Origin of the sequence: Bartonella sp. HY761 (genome assembly GCF_026743145.1) — a bacterium.
Classification (GTDB): Bacteria; Pseudomonadota; Alphaproteobacteria; order Rhizobiales; family Rhizobiaceae; genus HY038.
Genome location: NZ_CP104887.1, coordinates 732186 through 750456 on the forward strand (window position 1 = coordinate 732186; position 18271 = coordinate 750456).

The window sequence follows — 18271 nt, forward strand, 5'->3', positions numbered from 1 at the left end:
GATAGCGGCCCTACTAATATTTATTCAGCTGCGTTGAACTTTAATTGATCACAGCACAGTTGAACCACATCACCTTTTTTAAAGCCTTGGGGCAAATTATCAATTTTTTGTTTGATAGTTTGCCCCAATGTTTTAACAATAACAAATCCATCTTCATCAGCAAGACTTAAAATTTCACCTATCATTTCCAGCTTGTTATGTACCTTGTTTTGGCGATAATCCTTTAAATCTTGATCCGTGACAATTTTTCCAGCTTTTAATTCCACAATGCGATCAGCCATTGAAATAATATCTTGTTTATCATGGCTAATCATAATGGTTGTCGTTTCAAATAAATCATGTAAGCGCCGTATTTCACTTTGTAAAAATAGACGCATATGTGGATCAAGCGCCGACAAAGGCTCATCAAGTAATAAGAGTTTTGGTTTGCTGGCTAAGGCACGGATAAGTGCAAGGCGTTGTTGTTGCCCACCTGATAATTGTGACGGATAGACGTGAGCCAAATTTTCCAAGCCCACTAAGGCTAGATAATCTAAGGCAATTTTCTTTTTATGCTTTTCCTTAATGGCGTAATAAAGGTTTTTTTGTACGCTCATATTGGGAAACAACGCATAGTCTTGAAAAACAAAGCCAATATGGCGATTTTGTACCCGCTTATTAATCTGCCGCTGACTTGAAAACCAAATATCATCTTGGGCGTCAATCTGGCCAATCTGCGGTTTATCCAAGCCGGCAATCAGCCGTAAAAGACTGGTTTTTCCTGCTCCTGATGGCCCACATAAAGCAACAAATTGTCGCTCAAAAATGGCAATATCCACATTAAGGTCAAATGCGCCTTCGGCACCCATCAGCGGCTTAACTAGACTAATATCAATAAATTTTTTAAAAGCGTTCATAGGTTTAACTATACAACGATATTTGACGATGTTATAGAGCTAAAATACGAATGAAGGAAATTAATATGCGTAAACTTTTGACCTCTATTATTGCAATGACCACCATCATCGGCTTTGGCAGCGCTGCGCTTGCAGATAATGCCATTATCGCTTCAGCCGGTGGCTTTCGCAAGCCAATAACTGAACTTGCAGCCCAATTTCAGCAGCAAAGCGGCATAAAATTGGACCAAGTTTATGGACATATGGGGCAGATTATTACGCAAGCATCAGAAAATAAAGATGTTGCATTGGCTTGTGGCGATGAAAGCGTATTAAAAGCCGCCAAGAATGTTGAATTTTCAAAAATGCTACCGCTTGGTGATGGTAAATTAGTTTTGGCTTTCCGCAAGGGGCTTAAAATTGAAGATACTAAGGATATTGTAGCAGCCGACATAACAAAAATTGGCGTTGCAGATCAAAAAAGTGCAATTTATGGTATGGCAGCACGAGAATTTTTACAAAACTCTATGCTAGATAAGCAAGTAGATGATAAAATCCTGCCTGTTGCTAGTGTTCCGCAAGTTACCAGCTATATTGTGAGCGGTGATGTTGATGCAGGTTTTATCAATGCTACCGATGCATTAGGCGCTGGCGATAAAATTGGCGGTTTTATCGAAGTTGACCAAAAACTTTATACACCAATCAAGATAAGCTGCGCAGTAACCAAAGACCATGCAGAAACAAAAGTAGTTAAAGAGTTCTCGTCGTTTTTAGAAACCCAAGCTGCCCAATCTATTTTAAAACGCTACGGGCTTTAAGATATTGCTAATTAATCTAATCAATGAAATTGCCGATCCAAGCGTCATTCAATCGGCAATTTTAACCTTACGCGTCGTTATAGCTACGTTTTTTTGTCACCTTATTTTAGGGGCGCTCCTTGGCTGGGCATTGGCACAAAAAAAGTGGTTTGGGCGCACTCTGCTTGATATCATCATTACGCTGCCGCTTATTTTTCCGCCTATGGCTCTTGGTTTTTTTCTTCTTTTATTGCTAGGGCGCAATGGTTATATCGGCAAATTTTTAAACAATGTATTTTCTATCAATTTGATATTTTCGATTGAGGCCGTGATCTTAGCTTCCGTCATTGCTGGTCTGCCATTGGTCGTAAAACCGGTTGAGGCTGCAATCCGAAATCTACCAAAAAGCCTATGCGAAGCATCCTACACGCTTGGACATAGCCGCTTGGCCACGTTTTTCTTCGTAATTTTACCCAATATAAAAGGTGCATTTATCGCAGGCCTCATCCTTGCAACCGCCCGCGCAATGGGTGAGGTTGGCATAACCCTCATGCTTGGCGGTAATATTTTAGGCCGTACCAATACAATATCATTAGAAATTTATAATGCCGTTTTCAATACAGACTATGATCGCGCCTTGGCATTGTCGCTTCTACTTGCAGTTATTTCCATGCTGATATTTATATTAATGCGCATTTTCACACGCAGTGATTTGCAAAAACATTAAATTTAATATTATGTTTCCCAATATTTCACAAGGCTTTATGGATTGCTACCTTCACATCTTTTGGAGGTGCATAATAAGGCTGTGAGGTTACAATAATATCTGCTCCTGCCTGCGCAAAACTTTTCGCATTTTGCGTATTTATGCCGCCTGCAGCAGATAGTAGAGGAGGGGTTTTAAAGCTTAAAAAAGCTGTTTTTAATTGGGTGATATCTTCAAGGCTTACCTTATCCATCTGGATAATATCCGCGCCAGCTTTTGCAAATTCCAACGCTTCTTCAACATTGTTGCTTTCAATAGCGATTTTACGCTCTGGTGCGGCATTGCGTAAATCAGCAATGTATTGTTCAAGGCTAATATTTGGCAGCATAAGATTGCGATGTTCTGAAAAAATAAGAACGAAATCAGAGAGTCCCAAACGGTGTGGACTTGCGCCGCCACAAATAATAGCTTTTAATGCCGCTTTCTTAACGCCCGGCATATGTTTGCGTGTACATGTCACGTGACAATCAGCATTGCCGGCTTTGGCTTCTTTAACAATATTTGCTGTTGCGCTCGCTATGCCAGATAAAATTTCCATAAAAGTTTGTGCAACCTTATATACTTCGTGAATAGCACCGGCTAGACCACTAGCCGTTAATATCACGTCACCAGCTGCTAACTCATCCCCGCTTTTATAAAACAAAGTTGTTTCAATATTTTTCAACGAAAACATACGCGCAGCTTCTTCTATGCCGCATAAGGTCATAGCATGTCGTGCTGACATAGTTATTTGTGCTTTAACATTACTTACACCTAAGCCATGGGTGGTAATATCACCATAAGGACAATCATCATTAAGTAAGGATAGCAGTGTATCATCAGTTAGGAAAATCATGCTTGTCCTCTAGTGGCCAGTTTTTTTATTGTTAAAATTCTCAATTACTTTTGCTTTTTTAAAAATAATTATTGCAAAACCTAAAATGCAGCCAATGCTTATTTTCCGTAATTAAGCTAAGTGCTTTATAATTATTTAAAACCTTACCTAGTTTATAATATAGAATTGTTATGCGGCTAGGTAAGATTTCGTTGAGATTAAAACAGCCTGATTGACGCCTCTACTGCTGATACAGACTTGGAGCCCTTCTGAAGCTTGGCTGTGGTCTTTGGTAGGTTGGTATAGGCCGTTTGTAACTTTGTGGCGGTTGATAGTTTACCGGCGGTCTTTGGTAACCCTGTGGTGGTCTTTGAACACCGGGGCGCGGTGGCGGAGGCCTATTAAACCCTGGTGGAGGCCGATGAAATCCAGGAGGTGGCCGATGGAAATTTGCAGGTGGGCGTTGATAGACTGGAGGCGGTGGTGGCCGATGATAATGATGGCGATAATAATTGCGGTGGCGATTGCGATAGTAATAATTATCATAGCCACCAATAATAAACGGCATTGCAACTGCAGGAGCCGGGCTTTGCACATAAGGTCTCACCGGTTGTCTTGCTTCCCGATAAGCAATATAACGGGCTGAAATCCAGCCACTATAGCCACCCGCATTGATCAAGCACCAATTAGCCCGACATTGACTAATATTAATTGGATAACCAGCTGGTAGCGTTGCTTGCACGCGGTAACGTGTACTTGGGCCATTGCGCAAATTCACATTTCCAGTCGTAATGGCATCAGCAGCAAGTGCAGTGCCAGCACTAAGGCAGAAAATACTTACTAATAATGAACTTAAAAACCTTTTCATGATACACCATCCTAAGCTGCAAAAGCAGCTGATAATGACCTTGATGGCCAAAAAAATTACGCCATTATGATTTGCTATTACAATATTTTATTTCACAACAGCGCGTTGATATTTGTAACAATGCTATCCTATTAGCAGATTTTAGATGAATGGTTAATGATGCTAAAGCCCCCGCGATAAACTGTCATTTAGTAAAAAAAACTAAAAATAGGATGTTCTTTTAGTCTAAGACCAAATCATAAGCGCGGCAAGCCCTAAAACACCAACAATAATGCGCCACCAGCCAAAAAGCGTAAAGCCTTTGCGTGATACATAATCAAGGAGATGGCGGACAACAAAAACGCCGGAAATAAAGGCGACAACAAAGCCAATTATAATATATAGCCCGTCATTAAATGTGAGATCGCGATAGCTTTTAAATAGCTCAAGCGCAAAAGCTCCTGCCATGGTAGGCAAGGCTAAAAAGAATGAAAATTCGGCAGCTGAGCGCTTATTGGCTCCCATTAACAGCGCGGCTACAATTGTCGAGCCAGAACGCGACACGCCCGGTATCATTGCAAGGCACTGGCAAAAGCCAATTGCAAGACACATGCCAAGGGGATATTTTGTTGCATCATCATAACGGGGCTTAAGGTCCATTTTATCAACAGCCAAAAGAATTACGCCACCAATAATCAGCGAAATACAAACCAATAAAGGCGAGGCTAAAAGATAAGTTTTAATAACGCTATGTAAAGCAAAGCCGATAAAAACAGCTGGTAAAAAGGCTAATAAAACACCAAGGACAAACCGGCGCACGCTAGCATCGCTAGTAAAATTGCGGGCAATAAATGCAAGCTTGCCAAAATAAACGGTTAAAATTGCTAAAATAGCGCCAAGTTGAATGAGAATCTCAAAGGTTTTTTGTGGAGAGTTAAATCCTAAAAAATGGCCAATTAAAATAAGGTGGCCAGTTGAAGAAACGGGAATAAATTCAGTTAATCCTTCAATAAGTCCTAGGAAAAACGAATTAAAAATTTGATAAAGATCCATAGTGAGCCTATTGGTGCAAAGGTAAAATGTTAAATGACGTTGGTTGGTAAAAGCTATATATTGGCTTTATAAGACATTAAAATAAAACAAGGCGTTAAAAAATATTTATTTAGTAACTAATTTATTATAACTGGTTTGGCTAGACGTTTTCGCTAAAAGTCATTATGCACAAGTAATGTATTTTTTTGGCAATGTATTTTTGGGTAATGTAATTTTTGCGGCAATGCCTTTGTTGGTACTGTTTGGCTTTGCTTATAAAAAACCATGTTTGGCTTGATCAATTCAAAGCCATGTTTGGCTTGGTCTATTGAAATATGTTAATGAAGTACAAAATAAAGTAAATAATATTTTATGTAATTTGCTTTATTTCCTATAATTTGAAATCAGGTTTTTGCAATTGAACGAAATGTGCCGCATATGCTGACGCTTTTTCAACATCCCATGTCTTCTGCCTCGCGCTTTATCCGCCTTATTCTTAATGAATATGGGGTTGCTACCAATTTAATTGAAGAATATGAATGGGCAAATCGCCGTGAATTCAAAGCATTAAACTTGGCTGGTACTGTACCTGTATTGCTTGCAGAAGGCGAAGTTGCTATTTGTGGTGCAACAGTCATTTGCGAATATCTTGATGAAACGCGCGGTACTTTTAATCGTGGCGCACCATTTTTTCCGCAAAATCCATTAGAACGCGCCGAAGTGCGCCGCGTCATTGACTGGTTTTTAAATAAGTTTGAAAATGAGGCCACTATCCATATTGTTCGTGAACGAGTTTATAAGGGTGAAATGACCACTGCCCAAGGTGGTGGTGCACCTGATTCGACCATTTTGCGCAACGCACGTAATAATATTCGCCCCCATATGCAATATTTGGATTGGCTTGCCGCGACGCGTGATTGGATTGGTGGCTATACGCTAACCTATGGTGATCTTGCTGCAGCTGCTTCTATATCGGTGCTTGATTATATGGGCGAAATTGATTGGAGCCATTATCCCGCCGCGCGTGATTGGTATGCTCGCTTAAAGTCTCGCCCGTCTTTCCGTCCATTGTTAAATGATCGCATTCGTGGTCTTATGCCGGTCGCTCATTATGCAGACCTTGACTTTTGATAAGGCTGTAAAGCTTAAACAATTTATTGCTAGCGAAGCAAAGGCGCATGGTTTTGACCTTTTTGCCATTGCTAATCCAAAATCGGTACTTGATGCCGGTGATCGTTTAAAGATAGCGGTTGAGCGTGGCTATCATGGCGATATGGATTGGATGAGAGAGACACTGGAACGGCGTCAATCCCCACAAAATCTTTGGCCAGAAGTGCGTTCTGTCATTATGCTGGGGGTTAATTATGGACCAGAGCATGATCCACGCTTGGATGCAAATAGCAAAGATAAGGGAAATATATCCGTTTATGCTCGCCATCGTGATTATCATGATTTGATCAAAGGACGGCTTAAACAACTAGCGTCGCGTTTCGCGTCACGCGCTGGTGGTGAGGTTAAGGTTTTTGTAGATACCGCACCAGTGATGGAAAAGCCTTTGGCTGTTGCTGCAGGACTGGGCTGGCAGGGAAAGCACACCAATCTTGTTAGCCGCGAATTTGGTGCTTGGTTGTTTTTAGGCTCTATTTTTACAACCCTTGAGCTGCCCGTTGATGAAGCCGAAATTGACCGCTGCGGCTCCTGCAAAGCCTGTCTTAATTCTTGCCCGACCAATGCTTTTCCAGCTCCCTATCAATTAGATGCACGCCGTTGCATATCTTATCTGACGATTGAGCTTAAAGAGCAAATCCCGCATGAATTTCGTAAAGCCATTGGTAACCGTATTTATGGTTGCGATGAATGTTTAGCGGCCTGCCCATGGAATAAGTTTGCCCAACACACCAATGAGATTAAATTGCAAGCACGGCCAGAACTTATGGAACCAGATTTGCGGTTTTTACTTGGTTTTGATGATGCGAATTTTCGCCAGTTTTTTTCGGGCTCACCAATAAAACGCATTGGGCGAAATAGGTTCATTCGCAATGTTTTATTGGCAGCTGGTAATAGCAATGATAGAACATTTATTGAGGATATTAAGGCGCATTTAAATGATGGTGATGTTCTTGTCCGCTCTATGGCTGTTTGGGCATTAAAGGAACTTATGTCATCAAACGAATTTGATGGCCTTCGTCAATTGCACATGCGCCAAGAAAATGATGATATGGTTAAAATTGAATGGGGAATAATGTCATGAAGTTTTTTATTTTTGGTGCAGGATTTAGCGCACGAGCTTTTGCAAAGCTAAATAAAGAAGCGGTAGCAGGTACAACGCGCAAATTTGGTAAATTCGAGCTTTTGGAAGATGCTAACGTAAAGCCCTATATTTTTGATGGCGTCAATTTAAGCGCGGAAATTATCGCAGAATTATCCGACACCACCCATCTTATCGTGTCTGCGGCGCCCAATGAAACAGGCGACCCAGTATTACAAGTTAAAGACATTGATGTGTTGTTACCAAAATTGCAATGGATTGGCTATTTATCAACCGTTGGCGTTTATGGTGACCATCAAGGCAATGTGGTTGATGAAGAAAGCAGTTGCAAGCCAACGACGGAACGCAATGAAATGCGGGTTATAGTTGAGCAAAATTGGCTTGACTTGGGCAAAAAACTTAATGCCAAGGTTGCAATTTTACGTTTGGGCGGCATTTACGGTGCTGGCCGCAATGCCTTTAATAAGCTTAAAAATGGCACAGCTAACCGGATTATTAAGCCTGGGCAAAAATTTAGCCGCATCCATAGTAATGATATTGCCGGTGTTTTACACTATTTTGCACAACATCATTTAGGCGGCATTTTTAATGTTGCAGATGATGAGCCTTCACCACCGCAAGATGTCATTACTTATGCAGCTCAAATTATGGGGGTTGAGCCGCCGGTTGAAGTACCCTTTGAAAAAGCAGATTTGTCACCCATGGCACGCTCTTTTTATGGCGATAACAAGGTTGTCTCCAATAAAAAATTAAGACAAAGTGGTTATGATTTCAAATATCCAAACTATCGCGATGCGCTTAATGGCATGTGGCGTGATAATAGTTGGGAAAGGGAATAAGCATTTGCAACAAAAGTGCGTAAGCGGTTTTGTGTTCGCAAAATGCGTTAATTAAAAATACATTTGCAACAAAAGTGCGTAAGCGGTTTTGTGTTCGCAAAATGCGCTAGGTAAAAATAGATTTGCAACAAAAAAGCGGTATAGCTTGTTGCAAATGATGCGGTTAATTAAGAAAGGCGGCAGCATGAAAAAGAGTTTTAAATTTTATCTGGCTTTATGTAGCCTAAGTCTGTTTGGTCTTTCTTATGCAGGTATTGCACAAGCTGATCAGCCTGCAAAACAAGCTTTCAGCGCCCAAAAAACGCCAACAGGCGGTGAGCCAAAGGCGATTGGGTTTTATTCCAAAGGCTGTTTATCAGGTGCAATGCAGATGCCCATTGATGGCCCCAATTGGCAAGTTATGCGTTTGTCGCGCAATCGCAATTGGGGACATCCAACGACAATTGCATTTTTGCAGCAATTATCACGTGACGCCGCCAAAGATGGTTGGCGCGGTTTATTAATTGGCGATATTTCACAGCCACGTGGTGGGCCAATGCCGCAAGGCCATGCCTCGCATCAAATTGGTATGGATGCCGATATTTGGTTGATGCCAATGCCAGCGCGTAAATTAAGCGCTAAAGAACGTGAAAATATGCAAGGCGTATCTATGCTTAAAGGTAAAAGCCTTTATGTTGACCCCAAAAAATGGACACCTGCCCATGGTTTTCTCATTCGGGATGCCGCCTCTAGCCCACTAGTCGATCGTATTTTTGTGCATCCTGGCATTAAAAAGCAGCTTTGTGAAACAGCAACGGGCGACCGTGCATGGCTTGGCAAAGTGCGCCCTTATTGGGGGCATATTTGGCATTTCCATGTTCGGTTAAAATGCCAACCTGGATCTCCTGCTTGTGTTTCGCAGCCGCCAGTACCCAAGGGTGATGGCTGTGGTTCTGCTTTAGCATGGTGGTTTACTGATGAGCCTTGGGTACCCAAAACACCTAAAAAGCCGACAGAGGAAGAAGAGCAACCAAAAGAAATGATGGTATCTGACTTACCAAAAGCTTGCGCTGCCCTGCTTAATGAATAGATAAATAACATACTGAGTGAGGTAAAATGCACGAGGAAAAATCAATTATCTTTCCTGTTTTAATTGCCGATATTGGCGGCACTAATGCGCGCTTTGCTTATCTAACAGATAGTGCAAGTGAACTTTTGTTGTTTGATAGTTTAAAAACTGCTGATTTTGATAATATAGATCAGGCGATTAAGCGTAATATTTTACCTCATCTTAAAAAATCTCCTAAAACACTCATCATTGCTTGGGCAGGGCCAATTGATGGGGTGGCACCAAAGCTCACTAATTCCACGTGGTTTATTGATAAACAAGCCTTGGCCAAAAGTTTGGATTTAAAAGCCATATGTTTGCTAAATGATTTTGAGGCACAGGCTTTAGCCACAACAGTTTTACCAGCTGCACAATTGCAGCAAATTGGCGGTAAAATACATGGAAGCAATGCATCGCGGGCAATTTTAGGTCCAGGTACAGGCCTTGGTGTTGCTGGGCTTATTTCATTTAAAGGGCAATATTTACCAATTGCTGGTGAAGGTGGGCATATCGATTTTCCTTTAAAGGGTGAAGATGAATTTGCGCTTTTTAAATATCTACCATTACTTGAAGGGCGCTTAACCGCAGAAGAAGTTTTAAGTGGGCGTGGGCTTTTAGCCATATATCATGCATTTTGCAAAAAGAATGGTGTTGTGATTGGTTTTACATCTGCCGACAAGGTCAGCCATGCAGCTTTACATGATAATAATCATTTGGCACGGCAAGCGATAGATTTGTTTTTAAAGTGGTTGGCGCGTATTGCTGGCAATATTGCACTTATTTTTAAGGCAAAGGGCGGCGTTTATATTGGCGGTGGCATTGTACCACGGCTTTTGCCTTTGCTTGATGAAAGTATATTTCGTGATGAATTTGAAAACAAAGCTCCCCATCAATGGTTGATGCAGGATATGCCAATTTTTATCATAAAGGATTCAAATTCTGCTTTAACAGGCATGGCAGGTTTGGCTAAAAATCCAAAGGATTATTTAGTGAATATTGATTATTTTTCTTAAAATAAATTTGCATGTTTTCTCTTTTGATAGTTGCGTTCTTTCTGGCTAAAGTCCATTATAGAATAGATGAGTTAAAGGAGATTTTAATGCGGCTTGCAGTTGTTGGTGCCGGTGGGCGTATGGGGCGCGAATTAATTCGCACAATTAACGAAATTGACGGCGCAGAGCTTGGCGCTGCAATTGAGCGTAGTGGTTCCGACCTTATTGGCAAAGATGCAGGGCTTCTTGCTGGACTGGAAGAAAATGGCATAAAAATAACCGATGATGCATTGGCAGCTTTTGCAGCAGTTGATGGCGTTATCGATTTTACATCACCTGTTTCTAGTCTTGTTTATGCTGGCTTTGCAGCACAAGCGCGCATTGTCCATGTTATTGGCACAACGGGATTTGAACAAAAAGACGAAGCGGCTATTTTAGCGGCTTCTCGCCATGCAAAGATTGTTAAATCCGGTAATATGAGCCTTGGGGTCAATCTTTTGGCAAGCCTTGTCAAGCAAGCAGCAAAAGCCTTAGATATAGATGACTTTGATATTGAAGTGGTGGAGATGCATCACCGTAAAAAGGTTGATGCGCCATCAGGTACCGCGCTTTTATTGGGTGATGCCGCAGCAAAAGGACGCGAGCAAAACTTAAACGAAGTAAGTGTGCGTGGCCGCGATGGTATTACTGGTGCGCGTGAAGCGGGCACAATTGGTTTTGCCGCCTTGCGTGGTGGCACAGTAATTGGTGAACATTCAGTTATATTTGCGGGTGAAAACGAACGCATTGTTTTATCGCATATTGCCGAAAATCGCTCAATTTTTGCTCGTGGGGCAATAAAAGCTGCACTTTGGGCGCAAGACAAGCCGCATGGCCTTTATTCTATGGCTGATGTGTTGGGGCTTGAAGCTTAGCACAAGTAATTAGTTTAACTATTTTATAAAATCCAATCTCGCAAAAGGAAGAAACAGATATGCAACGCACACTTGTACTTGTCCGTCATGGTCAAAGCGAATGGAATCTTAAAAATCTTTTTACTGGCTGGCGTGATCCAGGATTGACCGAGCAAGGTCATCAAGAGGCTATTAGCGCAGGCCAAAAATTAAAGGCAGAAAGACTTCAGTTTAATATTGCCTTTACTTCAGCTTTAAGCCGCGCACAGGTGACCTGCCAACATATTTTAGACGAGATTGGCGAGCCGAATTTGCAAACCATCCGCGACCAAGCTTTGAACGAGCGCGATTATGGTGATTTATCAGGTCTTAACAAAGATGATGCTCGTCAAAAATGGGGTGAAGATCAAGTTCATATTTGGCGCCGTTCCTATGATATTGCACCACCAGCAGGTGAAAGTTTACGTGATACTGGCGCGCGTGTTTGGCCTTATTATATCCATAAAATTCAACCGCATGTTTTGCGCGGTGAATCAGTGCTTGTTGCGGCCCATGGTAATTCATTACGAGCATTAATTATGGCACTTGAAGGCTTAACCCCTGATGAGGTGGTAAAGCTTGAGCTAGCGACTGGTGTGCCAATTGTTTATACCTTAAATGCTGATTCAACCATTGCGACTAAAAAAGTGCTTGGTTAAATCTATCAAAATTAAGTCATTAAGAAGCTGTGCGCCCTAAAGCGGGGCGAACAGCTTTTTATTTCGTATTTAGCAAAACTAATACTTATGCAAAAATACATTGTAAAATTGATTGAGTTATGGCTAATATCACCGCATTAACTCTTTCTAGACGGTGCAACCGAAATGAACAATTCAATACCCAATCCTGCGGGTGGCATTATGCTTGCCCAAGCGGTGCAGCCTGACAGCAAAATTGTCAAGTTTGGCCCCGATAATCCCCTTATTCTTGATAGCGGCGTGACATTGTCACCCTTTCAAATTGCCTATCAAGATTATGGCACTTTAAATGCAGATAAAAGCAATGCTATTCTTATTTGCCATGCTTTAACCGGCGATCAACATGTTGCTAATGATCATCCGGTTACCGGTAAACCAGGTTGGTGGGAATCATTGGTTGGCCCTGGCAAAATAATCGATACAAACAAATATTATGTTATTTGCTCCAATGTTATTGGTTCATGTTTAGGCTCATCTGGCCCAGCATCACTTAATCCGCAAACAGGACTTCCTTACGCACTTGATTTTCCGGTAATTACCATTGGTGATATGGTACGGGCGCAAGCCATGCTTATTGATCATATGGGTATTGATACATTATTTGCGGTTATTGGTGGCTCCATGGGAGGCATGCAAGTGTTGCAATGGGCATCAAGCTATCATAGTCGTATGTTCTCGGCGATTATTTTGGCAAGTGGCGCACGCCATTCAGCGCAAAATATTGCCTTTGATGAAATTGGCCGGCAAGCGATTATGGCTGACCCCAATTTTCATGAAGGTCGCTATTTAGAAAAAGGCACTGTGCCACGCAAAGGTTTAAGTGTCGCGCGTATGACTGCGCATGTCACCTATTTGTCAGAAGATGCCTTACATCGCAAATTTGGTCGCAATTTGCAAAATCGTAGTAATATCACCTATGGATTTGATGCGGATTTCCAGATCGAAAGCTATTTACGCCACCAAGGAAGTTCTTTTGTTGAACGTTTTGACGCCAATTCCTATCTCTATCTCACCCGCGCTATGGACTATTTTGATCTTGCTAGCGAGCATGATGGCCAATTGTCAAAAGCCTTTGCCGGCATTAAATCGCGGGTGTTTGTTGCTTCTTTTTCATCTGATTGGTTGTTTTCTACCAAAGAAAGCCGCAGTTTTGTTCACGCGCTAAATGCTGCGGGGGCAGCGGTTTCCTTTGTTGAAATTGAAACCGATAAAGGACATGACGCATTTTTACTGGATGAACCAATAATGTTTTCGGCAATTAATGGTTTTGTTGCATCGGCTGCTAAAGCAAGAGGGCTAAAAGATGAGTGACATAGCAAATCTTAGTGCCAGTCTTTCGCGTGTGGATTTTGACGTCATTGCCTCGCTAGTGCAGCCACAAACACGCGTCCTTGATGTTGGCTGCGGTAATGGCTCATTGCTTGAATTGTTGATTGAGCGAAAAAAAATTGATGGGCGCGGTGTTGAATTATCACAAGAGGGCGTCGATCTTTGCATGGCACGCGGCCTATCGGTTATTCAAGGTGATGCCGATAGTGACCTTATCTATTATCCCGATCAAGCCTTTGATTATGTGATATTATCCCAAACTTTGCAGGCAACACGCAATCCTAAAAATGTACTCGATAATCTCCTGCGTATTGGCAAACATGTCATTGTGTCGATTCCCAATTTTGGCTATTGGCGAGTGCGCGCTTCACTGTTATTTCGCGGTAGAATGCCGGTTACCAAAGAATTACCTTATAGTTGGTATGACACGCCCAATATCCATTTTTGTACGATTGAGGATTTTTTGGATACGGTGCGTGAGTTAAATGGGAACATTGAGGAAAGAGTGGTGCTTAAACGCTCTGGCGAGCGCGTGAGTTTTCGGCTGCCAGAAGCTGCCCTTAATATGTTTGGGCAACAAGCTGTGTTTCTGTTGCGCCGTTAAACCATGTTTTATACCCGTCACAGATTAGCGTTTTTAGCCGCCCTTGTTAAGGATAATATTAGGCATTGGGGCTTTCACTCCAATGCTGAAGTTGCTTTGCTTACCTATTCAGAAAATGCCACCTTCATTATTCAAGATAAGGGGCAAAAACGTGTGCTTCGTGTTTATCGACCGCATTATCATAGCAATGCAGAGATATTAAGCGAATTGCAATTCATGCAAAAGGTTGAACAACAAGGCAATATTATTTTGCCCCATATTTATAAAACCAAAGATAATCAATATTTTTTAACGATTCGTGCAGAAGGCATTGATTGGCGAATTGCCTGTTTTTCATTTATCGAAGGTATTGAGCCTAAAATATCTGATAATTTACCACAATGGTTTAATAAATTAGGCGGATTAGCGGCGCAGTTACATAGCATAACACGAGACTGGCCATCTCAAGCTGCTAATAGTAAAAATATTTTTACCCGCAAAAGCTGGGCCTATGAAACCATGATTGGTAAAAATGCCTATTGGGGTAATTGGCGAGCAGCAAGGCTTGACGAACAAAATAAAGCCCTACTTGAAATTTGCGATGCGCAATTAAAAAATGCCTGTGAAGCGCTAACAAATAAAGGCACAAAATTTTCGCTTTTACACGCCGATTTGCGCCTTGCCAATTTGCTTATGCATGGGAATGAATTAGCGATTATTGATTTTGACGATTGCGGCTTTTCTTGGCTTGGTTTGGATTTTGCCAATGCTATCAGTTTTATCGAAAATGAGCCGATCGTGCCCTTGTTGCAAGATCAATGGTTGAGTGGCTATTCAAAGGTAAGTGAGCCCGATAAAGATATGATTGAATCCTTGCCTCATCTCATCATGATGCGGCGCATGCAGCTAACCGCTTGGTTGATGAGCCATAGTGAAACGTCTACGGCTATCACACTAAATGATCAATTTGGCTGTATAACAAGCCATCTTGCCAAAATATATTTAAACAAGCATGGTTGATTTAACTGTTAAAAAGGCAAATTAACAATCGACTTCATAAAATAATGAATTATCTATTGGATCATGGAAAAAACGCTTCAAGAACCAATCGCTGATAATATTGCTAAAATCCTTGCCGAGCGGATTATTCGCGGCGAGATGCAAGCTGATGAAAAATTGCGGCAAGACCATATCGCAATTGAGTTTTCAACCAGCCATGTGCCGGTGCGTGAAGCGTTTCGCCGTTTAGAAGCTATGGGCTTGGTGGTAAGCTTACCAAGGCGCGGCGTTAGGGTTTCTTCCTTTACTAAGGATGACATGCGCGAAGTGGCGCAAATGCGCGCATCATTAGAGGCTTTGGCTTTGCGCCATGCAGCTCCACATTTAACGCCTGCCATTTTAGAAAAGGCTGAAGAATTAACAAGTTTGGGAGAGGCGGCCCGCGATGTTGCTACTTGGGAAGATGCTAATCGGCAATTTCACCGCTCTATCCTTGCGCCTTGCAACATGCCGCGATTAATGAGCACGATTGATGAATTGCATATTGCTAGCGCACGCTTTGTTTTTTCTGGCTGGCGAGCCGAATGGGAAGCACCAAGTGACCGCGATCACCGTGCCATTTTAGATGCTTTACGCAAAAATAATATCGATTTAGCAGTAAGTGTCCTTGCTCACCATATCGACTGGAAACGTGCATAATTTTCTTTGTTAGGATTGTGTTTTTGCACTTTGCTTTTGTTTTATACGTTTTTATTTTATATAGTGGCTTTGTCATTTAAAACCCATGTATAGATTTTAAAAATAATAATATTTTATTTTTATTATAGATTTATAGCAAATTTTTCTCATAATGATGATCTGTCAAAAATATTAATCATTTATAAGTGTGGGAAAAGAGTGACAAATAATAGAACCAATAATAGCCGTGATGTTTTGCTTGTTCTGCTATTTGTTAGCTGCTTGGCATCAGGTGGTATTTTTGTGCGAATGAGTGATCTAGGGCCGATTAATACTGGCCTATGGCGCATTGTATTTAGTATTCCAATTTTACTGCCATTTTTACTTTATGAAAAATCAACAACAAGCTATAAGCCACTATCGGGCAAGGATTTTATCCTTTTGGCAATTGCCGGTGGCTTTTTGGCCGGTGATTTAGCAATTTGGAATATTTCTTTTCATTATACAACTGTTGCTAATGCCAATCTTTTAGCCAATTTTGTGCCTTTAATTATTATTCCAGTATGTTATTTTATTTATAAAGAACCAACATCGCCCAATTTCTTTTTGGGGGCGATTGTTATTCTAATTGGCGTAGTCTTGCTAGTTAGCGGTAAATCCACAATTACATCAGTTAATCTGCTTGGTGATAGTCTTGCCTTTTTAACCTCAATATTTTACGCGCTATTTTTGTTGATGGTTTATAAATTGCGTAACCGTACTAGTGCTGTGCAAATCATGTTTTATAGTGGCCTTGGTTCAATTGTGACACTATTTTTCATATGCTTGATGACTGAAGGCATTCAATTTCCCAATACATGGCATGCTTTTTTCCCAATTCTTGGACTAACGGTTTTTTCTCAAATTTTAGGGCAAGGTGGCTTAAGTTACAGTTTGGGGCGTATTTCTGCCTCTTTTGCCTCTATTCTTGTTTTAACTCAGCCGGTTATTTCGGCAATTTATGCGTTTTTGTTTTTCCATGAAAGTTTGACATGGATGGAAGTACTGGCAATGTTTATCGTTTTGGTTGGAATTTATCTCGTTAAAAGGAAATAGCCTCATGGTTGATACGTTAAAACTACATATTAATGATGCCTATCTTAAACAATGCGAGGCAAAAATTATTGATGTTTTTGATAATATCGTGGTGCTCGATCAAACAATTTTCTATGCAGAGAGTGGCGGCCAATTAAGTGATAGAGGCGAAATTGTCTTATCTAATGGAACAGTTTTTAAAGTTGAAAAAGTTATAAAATCTCATCCAATCAGCAATGAACAAGGGGTTTTTCATATTATTGCGTGCGATACGCCACTTGATCGCGGTAGCTTATTAAATTTGCCTGTTATCTGTAATATTGATTGGGCATATCGCTATAATATCATGAAGATGCATAGCGCAGCCCATCTTTTATGCGCGATTTTACCCTACCCAGTTAATGGTTGCCAAATTAGCGATACTGCTGCGCGGCTTGATTTTGTAACAACCGATGCTTTTGATAAGGATCTTATCAATGGCAAGTTAAGCCAATATATTGAATATGCTTTGGAAATAAGTCAAGATTTCATCACCAATAATGAGCTGGCGCAAAATCCTCAGCTTGTACGCACATTAAACGCGGCGCCACCGCAAAATAATGATAAGGTGCGATTGGTAAAAATTGCCGATATTGATATTCAGCCCTGTGGCGGAACCCATGTTAACAACACCAGTGAAATCGGCAAGATTGAAGTTGCAAAAACCAAAAAAGTAAGCGCCGAATGTAGGCGCTTATCTGTTGGATTTGTTGCCTAAAAAGACACGTAGAATTGTCGCTTACAGGCTTTCAGGCCTGCGATAGCAGGTTGGGCGGCCATAAAGCTTGGCAATACGCGAGATAGCCTCATTTAATGGCTCAATCCGTACATCCATGGAAGCACCATTGGCATGAATGAGGTTATCCTTATCAATCATAATAGCAACATGTCCTTGCCAAAAGACAAGATCACCACGCTCGCTTGGCAAGCCTTCTGGTATTTCATGGCCGATGGAATGTTGTTGCATATCACTATCGCGCATGACATTACGACCAGCCATTGCAAAGGATAATTGCACAAGGCCGGAGCAATCAATACCAAAGGCTGATGTGCCCCCCCATAAATAGGGCGTATGGATGAGGCTTTCTGCAATACAAACAAAATCAAGGGCACGCACATCAATTGGCTCAATATGCGCGGCAATGATTGCTTTGCCATCTTCAAGCATAGCATAGCGCGTGCCGCGTGTTTCTTCAAAACCATCAATGGTTAGTTTGGAATTCATCGAAATGGCGTCAATTGGTGGCGTTTTTAAATCTGCCATTGGGTAAATAAAACTGCGCGGTACTTTAACGCGGTGGGTGAGGGGACGTTTGTCAACGCTGATATGACTACTGGCGACATATCCGACATAGCCATCTTGCAATGAACGGATAAAGCAAAAATCATTGTGATTTTCAAAAACGAGTGCTTCATCACCAAGTAACATTTGGCTTAAAGTAGAACTAGAAAAGTTAGCGGCTTTTTTAATATCGCTTACTGGCGCAATAATACGATGTTTAACACCTTCAACGAATTTTTGTGCATTAACGCGTCCTTTTAAGGTGATATCTGCAAGGTCATCACGATAGGCATTAAGGCGAGGATCAAGTTTTTCCATTTATTTGGCCTTCTAATTTGC

The 18271-nt window shown here is 41.3% G+C and carries 20 protein-coding genes; 15 read left to right on the top strand and 5 right to left on the bottom strand.

From position 1 onward, the window contains the following. Positions 1 to 20: 20 nt before the first annotated feature. The gene (locus N6A79_RS02975) at positions 21 to 896 is read right to left on the bottom strand and encodes a sulfate/molybdate ABC transporter ATP-binding protein (RefSeq protein ID WP_268546922.1); all 876 of its coding nucleotides are present in this window, start codon (positions 894 to 896) and stop codon (positions 21 to 23) included. 65 nt (positions 897 to 961) lie between these two features. Between N6A79_RS02975 and modA the strand changes: the two genes are divergently transcribed. Both modA and modB read left to right on the top strand, forming a co-directional pair. Beyond that, on the top strand, positions 962 to 1693 hold the full coding sequence (gene modA / locus N6A79_RS02980; RefSeq protein WP_268546923.1) for a molybdate ABC transporter substrate-binding protein: 732 nt from the start codon (positions 962 to 964) through the stop codon (positions 1691 to 1693). 4 nt (positions 1694 to 1697) lie between these two features. Continuing rightward, a complete protein-coding gene (gene modB, locus N6A79_RS02985; RefSeq protein ID WP_268546924.1) occupies positions 1698 to 2399 on the top strand; it encodes a molybdate ABC transporter permease subunit in 702 nt (233 codons plus the stop codon). Positions 2400 to 2424: 25 nt separating this feature from the next. On the opposite strand, the gene modD is transcribed toward modB, so the two are convergent. The 3 genes from modD to N6A79_RS03000 form a co-directional block, all read right to left on the bottom strand. Next, positions 2425 to 3273, bottom strand: a complete 849-nt coding sequence (gene modD, locus N6A79_RS02990) for a ModD protein (RefSeq protein WP_268546925.1) — start codon at positions 3271 to 3273, stop codon at positions 2425 to 2427. Between the two features lie 220 nt (positions 3274 to 3493). Beyond that, positions 3494 to 4120: an SH3 domain-containing protein gene (locus N6A79_RS02995; protein ID WP_182418840.1), complete on the bottom strand. Its 627-nt coding sequence runs from the start codon at positions 4118 to 4120 to the stop codon at positions 3494 to 3496. Between the two features lie 225 nt (positions 4121 to 4345). Beyond that, the gene (locus N6A79_RS03000; RefSeq protein WP_268546926.1) at positions 4346 to 5152 is read right to left on the bottom strand and encodes an undecaprenyl-diphosphate phosphatase; all 807 of its coding nucleotides are present in this window, start codon (positions 5150 to 5152) and stop codon (positions 4346 to 4348) included. A 417-nt stretch (positions 5153 to 5569) separates the two neighbouring features. Between N6A79_RS03000 and N6A79_RS03005 the strand changes: the two genes are divergently transcribed. From N6A79_RS03005 to N6A79_RS03065, 13 genes are all read left to right on the top strand, one after another. Further along, a complete protein-coding gene (locus N6A79_RS03005; RefSeq protein ID WP_268546928.1) occupies positions 5570 to 6262 on the top strand; it encodes a glutathione S-transferase family protein in 693 nt (230 codons plus the stop codon). Then, positions 6243 to 7382 carry a tRNA epoxyqueuosine(34) reductase QueG gene (gene queG, locus N6A79_RS03010; protein ID WP_268546929.1) on the top strand — a complete coding sequence of 380 codons (1140 nt, stop codon included), beginning with the start codon at positions 6243 to 6245 and terminating at the stop codon, positions 7380 to 7382. The genes N6A79_RS03005 and queG overlap by 20 nt, the downstream gene beginning before the upstream one ends. After that, positions 7379 to 8239, top strand: a complete 861-nt coding sequence (locus N6A79_RS03015) for an SDR family oxidoreductase (protein WP_268546930.1) — start codon at positions 7379 to 7381, stop codon at positions 8237 to 8239. Before queG ends, N6A79_RS03015 begins: the two co-directional genes overlap by 4 nt. Positions 8240 to 8396: 157 nt before the next feature. Then, positions 8397 to 9308, top strand: coding sequence for a penicillin-insensitive murein endopeptidase (mepA, locus tag N6A79_RS03020; RefSeq protein WP_442784268.1), 912 nt, complete (start codon positions 8397 to 8399; stop codon positions 9306 to 9308). A gap of 26 nt (positions 9309 to 9334) precedes the next feature. Then, positions 9335 to 10339 carry a glucokinase gene (gene glk / locus N6A79_RS03025; protein WP_268546932.1) on the top strand — a complete coding sequence of 335 codons (1005 nt, stop codon included), beginning with the start codon at positions 9335 to 9337 and terminating at the stop codon, positions 10337 to 10339. A gap of 86 nt (positions 10340 to 10425) precedes the next feature. Next, positions 10426 to 11232, top strand: coding sequence for a 4-hydroxy-tetrahydrodipicolinate reductase (gene dapB, locus N6A79_RS03030; protein WP_182418847.1), 807 nt, complete (start codon positions 10426 to 10428; stop codon positions 11230 to 11232). Between the two features lie 59 nt (positions 11233 to 11291). Next, entirely contained in the window at positions 11292 to 11909 is a 618-nt protein-coding gene (locus N6A79_RS03035) for a 2,3-bisphosphoglycerate-dependent phosphoglycerate mutase (RefSeq protein WP_268546933.1), read from the top strand. 201 nt (positions 11910 to 12110) lie between these two features. Further along, positions 12111 to 13259: a homoserine O-acetyltransferase MetX gene (metX, locus tag N6A79_RS03040; RefSeq protein WP_442784269.1), complete on the top strand. Its 1149-nt coding sequence runs from the start codon at positions 12111 to 12113 to the stop codon at positions 13257 to 13259. Continuing rightward, positions 13252 to 13881, top strand: a complete 630-nt coding sequence (gene metW / locus N6A79_RS03045) for a methionine biosynthesis protein MetW (protein WP_182418850.1) — start codon at positions 13252 to 13254, stop codon at positions 13879 to 13881. The genes metX and metW overlap by 8 nt, the downstream gene beginning before the upstream one ends. A gap of 3 nt (positions 13882 to 13884) precedes the next feature. Continuing rightward, complete coding sequence (locus N6A79_RS03050) at positions 13885 to 14880, top strand: phosphotransferase enzyme family protein (RefSeq protein WP_268546935.1); 996 nt, start codon at positions 13885 to 13887, stop codon at positions 14878 to 14880. A 63-nt stretch (positions 14881 to 14943) separates the two neighbouring features. Further along, entirely contained in the window at positions 14944 to 15558 is a 615-nt protein-coding gene (locus N6A79_RS03055) for a GntR family transcriptional regulator (RefSeq protein ID WP_262079844.1), read from the top strand. 198 nt (positions 15559 to 15756) lie between these two features. Continuing rightward, the gene (locus N6A79_RS03060; RefSeq protein WP_268546936.1) at positions 15757 to 16632 is read left to right on the top strand and encodes a DMT family transporter; all 876 of its coding nucleotides are present in this window, start codon (positions 15757 to 15759) and stop codon (positions 16630 to 16632) included. A gap of 4 nt (positions 16633 to 16636) precedes the next feature. After that, positions 16637 to 17368 (top strand): alanyl-tRNA editing protein, encoded by a 732-nt coding sequence (locus N6A79_RS03065; RefSeq protein WP_268546937.1) that lies wholly within the window; start codon positions 16637 to 16639, stop codon positions 17366 to 17368. Positions 17369 to 17389: 21 nt separating this feature from the next. Here the strand turns inward: N6A79_RS03065 and N6A79_RS03070 are convergent, their stop codons facing one another. Next, a complete protein-coding gene (locus N6A79_RS03070) occupies positions 17390 to 18250 on the bottom strand; it encodes a C40 family peptidase (RefSeq protein ID WP_268546938.1) in 861 nt (286 codons plus the stop codon). Positions 18251 to 18271: the final 21 nt, after the last annotated feature.